The sequence below is a fragment of the Bartonella sp. AP36NXGY genome (assembly GCF_042195865.1).
Classification (GTDB): domain Bacteria; phylum Pseudomonadota; class Alphaproteobacteria; order Rhizobiales; family Rhizobiaceae; genus Bartonella.
Genome location: NZ_JBHIPD010000047.1, coordinates 1 through 5,012 on the forward strand (window position 1 = coordinate 1; position 5,012 = coordinate 5,012).

The 5,012-nt window shown below is 35.0% G+C and carries 8 protein-coding genes and 2 pseudogenes; 4 read left to right on the top strand and 6 right to left on the bottom strand.

Annotation, left to right across the window (positions count from 1 at the left end):
• A pseudogene (locus ACFINX_RS09245) lies at window positions 1-214 on the bottom strand (hypothetical protein); the annotation flags it as partial.
• Between the two features lie 362 nt (window positions 215-576).
• On the opposite strand from ACFINX_RS09245, the gene ACFINX_RS09250 reads away from it, so the two are divergent.
• Together ACFINX_RS09250 and ACFINX_RS09255 are read left to right on the top strand one after the other, a co-directional pair.
• The gene (locus tag ACFINX_RS09250; RefSeq protein WP_375668721.1) at window positions 577-1,188 is read left to right on the top strand and encodes a hypothetical protein; all 612 of its coding nucleotides are present in this window, start codon (window positions 577-579) and stop codon (window positions 1,186-1,188) included.
• 32 nt (window positions 1,189-1,220) lie between these two features.
• Window positions 1,221-1,517, top strand: coding sequence for a hypothetical protein (locus ACFINX_RS09255; protein WP_375668722.1), 297 nt, complete (start codon window positions 1,221-1,223; stop codon window positions 1,515-1,517).
• Window positions 1,518-1,709: 192 nt separating this feature from the next.
• On the opposite strand, the gene ACFINX_RS09260 is transcribed toward ACFINX_RS09255, so the two are convergent.
• The 4 genes from ACFINX_RS09260 to ssb form a co-directional block, all read right to left on the bottom strand.
• Window positions 1,710-2,042, bottom strand: coding sequence for a type II toxin-antitoxin system PemK/MazF family toxin (locus ACFINX_RS09260; RefSeq protein WP_375668723.1), 333 nt, complete (start codon window positions 2,040-2,042; stop codon window positions 1,710-1,712).
• Window positions 2,042-2,299 (bottom strand): AbrB/MazE/SpoVT family DNA-binding domain-containing protein, encoded by a 258-nt coding sequence (locus ACFINX_RS09265; RefSeq protein ID WP_375624257.1) that lies wholly within the window; start codon window positions 2,297-2,299, stop codon window positions 2,042-2,044. Before ACFINX_RS09265 ends, ACFINX_RS09260 begins: the two co-directional genes overlap by 1 nt.
• A gap of 96 nt (window positions 2,300-2,395) precedes the next feature.
• Window positions 2,396-2,890, bottom strand: coding sequence for a hypothetical protein (locus tag ACFINX_RS09270; protein ID WP_375668724.1), 495 nt, complete (start codon window positions 2,888-2,890; stop codon window positions 2,396-2,398).
• A gap of 53 nt (window positions 2,891-2,943) precedes the next feature.
• Window positions 2,944-3,387, bottom strand: a complete 444-nt coding sequence (gene ssb / locus ACFINX_RS09275; RefSeq protein WP_375632569.1) for a single-stranded DNA-binding protein — start codon at window positions 3,385-3,387, stop codon at window positions 2,944-2,946.
• Window positions 3,388-3,574: 187 nt separating this feature from the next.
• On the opposite strand from ssb, the gene ACFINX_RS09280 reads away from it, so the two are divergent.
• Both ACFINX_RS09280 and ACFINX_RS09285 read left to right on the top strand, forming a co-directional pair.
• On the top strand, window positions 3,575-3,856 hold the full coding sequence (locus ACFINX_RS09280) for a type II toxin-antitoxin system RelE/ParE family toxin (RefSeq protein ID WP_375668725.1): 282 nt from the start codon (window positions 3,575-3,577) through the stop codon (window positions 3,854-3,856).
• A gap of 16 nt (window positions 3,857-3,872) precedes the next feature.
• Entirely contained in the window at window positions 3,873-4,166 is a 294-nt protein-coding gene (locus ACFINX_RS09285; protein ID WP_004856691.1) for a HigA family addiction module antitoxin, read from the top strand.
• A 49-nt stretch (window positions 4,167-4,215) separates the two neighbouring features.
• Here the strand turns inward: ACFINX_RS09285 and ACFINX_RS09290 are convergent.
• A pseudogene (locus tag ACFINX_RS09290) lies at window positions 4,216-4,543 on the bottom strand (hypothetical protein).
• Between the last annotated feature and the right edge of the window lie 469 nt (window positions 4,544-5,012).

The window sequence follows — 5,012 nt, forward strand, 5'->3', positions numbered from 1 at the left end:
CCAATCTTATATAAAAAATGGTCAAATGAATCATGCATAAAAAGATGGATTCTTGAGTGGATTCATATAAAATAATTACGCTCAACATATTGACTTTATTGTGTTTTTTATGATAATATCTTTCCAAATAAGAAATCAAACCATCCTTGCCAATTTTATTCTCAGCAGCCTTAACCACTGCTTCTTTTAAAATGCGCGTCACTTTATTTGGCACGCCCTTGACCTGCCTTTGGGGGCGTTTTTTTTTGCAAGTTTTTCAGTGGTTTTCATGTGTGTTTCTTTTTGTAAACAAGACAATAAAAAAAACCGCAAAAGCAGGGCTCTGAACAATCATATGAACTTATAAGAAAGGTTATACCTTTACTGTAATTCTAGAGACAATTCGACTAGTACAGCAACGCCATAAAACACTATTTTTCATATCCTGTCAACAAAAAAATCACTATATTGTGTATTTTTTATTTTTTCACCTAAATCTAGTGTCTTTAACAACCAACCACTCACAATTGTATTATCTAAACGAATTAATTATACGGAAACGCTAAATTATTGATTAGCAAAAAGTGGGGGGAATTAATGTTATTTTTCAAAAAAGCTGCTTTATGCAGAATTAAAAAGACATTTACAAAAATATTTGTATTCAAAAAGAACATATTAACGATTGCGTTTTTTATGGCATATCTTTTGCCAACGGCACATGGTTATGCTAGTATAAATGAATTATTTTGTTCTAAAATAATTGAAAAACTGAACCTAGAAAAAGATGCAAAAGAAAATGCGGAAAGGAGATGGAATGACACACAGAAGTTTCTAGAAATCACCCTCAATGAGTGGGAAATAATAGCTCAAGAACAGGATGCCCTCACTATAAAACTACTCAATATGAGTCCAAGACAGGATCAACAAAAGAATTATGGATTGTACACTATAATTCATACACGAAATAAAGCAATCAAAGCAAGACATGAGACAATACAATCCATTTTTAGCCTTGTTCAAAAGCGGCACATAGCGCTTCAAGCCATGGCAAAAGCATCTAAGTCTAAACACACATCTGATGTGTTGAATTATGAGGCACAATTTTTTGAACTTCATCAGAATATTGAAAAAGTAAATAACATGATTGATGCACTAAGCAATGAAATTGATAAGATGGATCACCTTATTAAGAAAACTCTTAATCTTTAATATATACTTAAACTCCAGCCATAAAAGAAATAATGAATTATTTATCAGCAAAAAAAATAAGTTACTTATTAATCATATTAATCAGTGTGCTTTTTCTTACCAACTGCGGACGAAAATCAGATGCAGATGAGAACCGCATTCCAAATAACCTAGCTGATGCAGTTGATATGTTTGATGTTGGTCCTCGAAATTTATATGATCTTCCAAACGAAGTGCTCGAAAAATTTGATATTAATCGATACAATCTATGTAAAATGTTAAAACAGCAACATAAAGATTACTATGGTTATGATAAATTTCAAGATGTTGATTGTAATAGCTATAAGTGAAGAATAAAAATACTAAAAATCATAAAACAAAACAAATACTTCATATCTTTCTTATTTTTAGAAACAAAAAGAGGCACTTCTGCGTACAATAGAATGAATTATTTTCCTTAGTCTTTTACAAGGCGTTATACAGAGAAACGTTTCGCGTCACATTGCTTACTTTAGCATCGTTCTTAAAAATGCATAAAAAAACTATGTTAGAAATGTTGATAGCTTGGCAAGCACTTCATTCATAATCATGGGGGGAACTGTTTCCATTTTCCTTCCCTGACGCACTGCTATATCGAGAGCTCGTGGTTGATCACAACGTATCACACCTGTGGTATGTAATCCTGTTCCTGCTAATGAAACAGCAAACCCTGCTGTTCTTGCAAAATTTCCTCCGCTTGTAATAGGCAAGACAATAGGTGTTTTCGTGACACGATTAAACGCCTCTGGTGATACAATCAATACCGGACGCGTTCCTTTTTGTTCATAACCCGAAGATGGGTCAAGTGATACAAACCAAATTTCGCCCCGCTTCATTACAAGAGCTCTCTGCCAACAGGCTTGGCATCAAACCACTCCATATCACCATCCGCAAAATCATCTGAAGGATTACATTGCGCTAACAATTCTTCAAGAGTATAGCTAGGGAATGCCTGTGGTTTTACAACCAATTGTCCATTGTCAATAGCCAGACCCACTTGCGTGTTTTCAGAAAGATGAAGAACATCAAGCAATGCGGGCGGTATAGAGAGCATAACAGACCCTCCAACTTTACGTAATTTTGTTGTGTGCATAAAACACTCCCTTTAATATTATATAAAAATATAACATTCTAATGCATATTCTTCAAGAGCTTTTCATGCTGTTATGGAAAAAGAACAATAAAACATTTACCATTTAGTTTTTCTGTCAAAATATTTATGAAGCGCGTTAAGAGCGACCCGCAATGAATTCACAAGATGTGGTAATGTTTGGTCTTCAACAACAATATATTGTATTGATGCATAAAGATTATACTGTCTATAGAGATGTTGTGTTTCTTTTATCGCCTCTTGCATATTAGAAAACTGTCCTGTTGCAAATTCAACCCATTTTTCTCTTGCTTTGTCATCAGAAGATGATGGTATTTCGTCATAAACAGCGCTTGGTAAACCTTTTGCACACAAATAGTCATTTTTCACTTCAAGATATTTTTGCGCAGCATCATACTGGTCTTGAGTAAGCACACCTTGCAAACAAAGCCGCCCAACATAAGTACCAGCAAGCGGATTTTTAGCCTCTTCTATGGTCAAGCAGAAGCGTTTAGCACGCATTTCAATTGCCAATTGATTAACAGGATCTTGACGTACTTTCACTTGTGAAATGTAAGCATCTTTCTTCTTCATACATCCCCTAATCTGTGGGAGCCCACATGTTTCTCTTTGCCATATTTTATCAATCAAAATGGTATGCTGTCATTAAGAGATGCACTATGATCAGCAGCACCTGAAGCGATAGCATAATTTTGAGAAGTAACGGAAGAAGGGGCAGATTGATCTTTCTTTACATCAAGCAAATACAACTCGCCTTTGAATTGTGGTAAAATAATCTCTGTTGTGTAACGGTCATGCCCATTTTTATCTTGCCATTTGCGTGTCTGTAATTTTCCTTCTACGTAAACTTTTGAACCTTTGTTGAGATACTGAAGTGCAATTTTTGCCAAATGTGGATTAAAAATCACAACTGAATGCCATTCAGTTTTCTCTACTTTTTGATGAGTATTTTTATCTGTATAGCTCTCAGAAGTTGCCATACGAAAATTGACTATTTCTGCTCCAGAATTCATTGTTTTGCTTTCGGGATCAGCACCTAAACGCCCGATTAATGTCACTTTATTTAGCATATTTTAGTTACCTTAAACTTGTACTTTAATACATAGAAAATCTTAGCATGATTTGCTTATTTTTTCAATTATTTCAAAATGATATTATTGTTTTTTAACATATAAAATTATGTTTAATATGCTCTTTGATAAATAATCAATTGACATAAATGCATGGTGTATAGTATCAAGTATCAAGAGGGTATATATGGCAATCGTTAGTTTTAAGCATAAAGGGTTGAAATTATTCTTTGAAAGAGGAGTCTGCAAAGGCATACAACCCGCGCATGCTAAAAAATTAGCAAACATTTTAGTAATTTTAGATACAATATCCGCGCCTGAACAAGTTACTCTTAAATCGTATCGTCTACATGCGCTTACGGGCGATTTAAAAGGTTACTGGTCAATGCGTGTCAATGGAAATTGGCGTGTTACTTTTCGTTTCATTGGGACAGACGTTGAACTGGTTAATTATCAAGATTACCATTGAGTTTTGAGGTGTTATTATGATGTACAATCCTCCACACCCTGGCGGCATTTTGAAAGAAGAATTGCTTGATGAATTAGGGTTAACAGTAACAGAAGCTGCAAATCGTCTTGGTGTTGCACGTTTAACTTTATCCCGCGTCTTAAACTGCCATGCGGCGATTAGCATTAATTTAGCTTTACGGTTAGAAAAAGCGGGTTTAAATGATGCGGAATTCTGGCTTAAATTGCAACAAAAGCATGATTTGTGGCAAGCTCGGCATAACAGCCCAATCCCACATATTTCACCTTTAGAGCAAGTAGGGCATCTTTAGAAATACTTAGCCCATCTTTCTTCACACCTAGAGGTCATGTTCTTTAAAATCAAGCAACTTCTGATAGTTTTTTTACGCCTTTATTGATCTCATCTATAAGAGGTTCGTAATTGAGAACGCTTTTCGGAATAGTACCCCCCATAAACCCATGCTTTTACTTGCGCTTTGGTACTAAAATCCGCATTCTTAGGTGTTTTGTAATACTGACCACCATCAAACTTTTCACATTCTTTTGTGCCATCTTCATATTCGTAGAGGTTGTAAAAATACTCCTCTGCTCCGTCCCCCCAAGGAACATAACCAACAGCTGTTGCAACAAACTCTTTTTGCATTGGTTGTTTACGTTTTTTTAAGAACAGGTCTTTTAATATTCTCATGTTTTTAGTCCATAATTTTACCAATTGGTCTATTTACCTTAAATTTGACCGTACAGAGCGTTTTATATTGTGGATACGTTTTCATCGTAAAATCTTTAAATCGCTTTTTATGGTACCTTTTTGTCGATTTAAATGCATATCTAATCGTAACATGATCAGCACTTTTCACTATTTTGCTAACTTGCAATGTTTTTCATTGTTTCCCCAATGCCATTTAAAGTCTCTTCAAGCTCTTGCTTGTGAACAAGCGTTCAAGGCATTGATTTATAATCATAATCTAGCGTTATTCATATTGAATGAGAACCCTGAATAACGTAAGATTCTCTCATCTTAAATCTGTGTATCTTGAATCAATCAAAATCACTTGCTTGCACACCACAAGCGGGGCTGACGTGTGGGTAAAAACTATAGCAGAAAGGAGTAAAAATGGTTCTTATGAATCGTCTTAAGAGCCAAGGACTGTCGGCAA

Bases quoted from the DNA above. Each gene is read 5' to 3' on its own strand.
- ssb (WP_375632569.1), bottom strand. From the start codon at position 3,387: ATGCTAAATAAAGTGACATTAATCGGGCGTTTAGGTGCTGATCCCGAA.
- ACFINX_RS09280 (WP_375668725.1), top strand. From the start codon at position 3,575: ATGGCAATCGTTAGTTTTAAGCATAAAGGGTTGAAATTATTCTTTGAA.
- ACFINX_RS09250 (WP_375668721.1), top strand. From the start codon at position 577: ATGTTATTTTTCAAAAAAGCTGCTTTATGCAGAATTAAAAAGACATTT.
- ACFINX_RS09270 (WP_375668724.1), bottom strand. From the start codon at position 2,890: ATGAAGAAGAAAGATGCTTACATTTCACAAGTGAAAGTACGTCAAGAT.
- ACFINX_RS09260 (WP_375668723.1), bottom strand. From the start codon at position 2,042: ATGAAGCGGGGCGAAATTTGGTTTGTATCACTTGACCCATCTTCGGGT.
- ACFINX_RS09255 (WP_375668722.1), top strand. From the start codon at position 1,221: ATGAATTATTTATCAGCAAAAAAAATAAGTTACTTATTAATCATATTA.
- ACFINX_RS09265 (WP_375624257.1), bottom strand. From the start codon at position 2,299: ATGCACACAACAAAATTACGTAAAGTTGGAGGGTCTGTTATGCTCTCT.
- ACFINX_RS09285 (WP_004856691.1), top strand. From the start codon at position 3,873: ATGATGTACAATCCTCCACACCCTGGCGGCATTTTGAAAGAAGAATTG.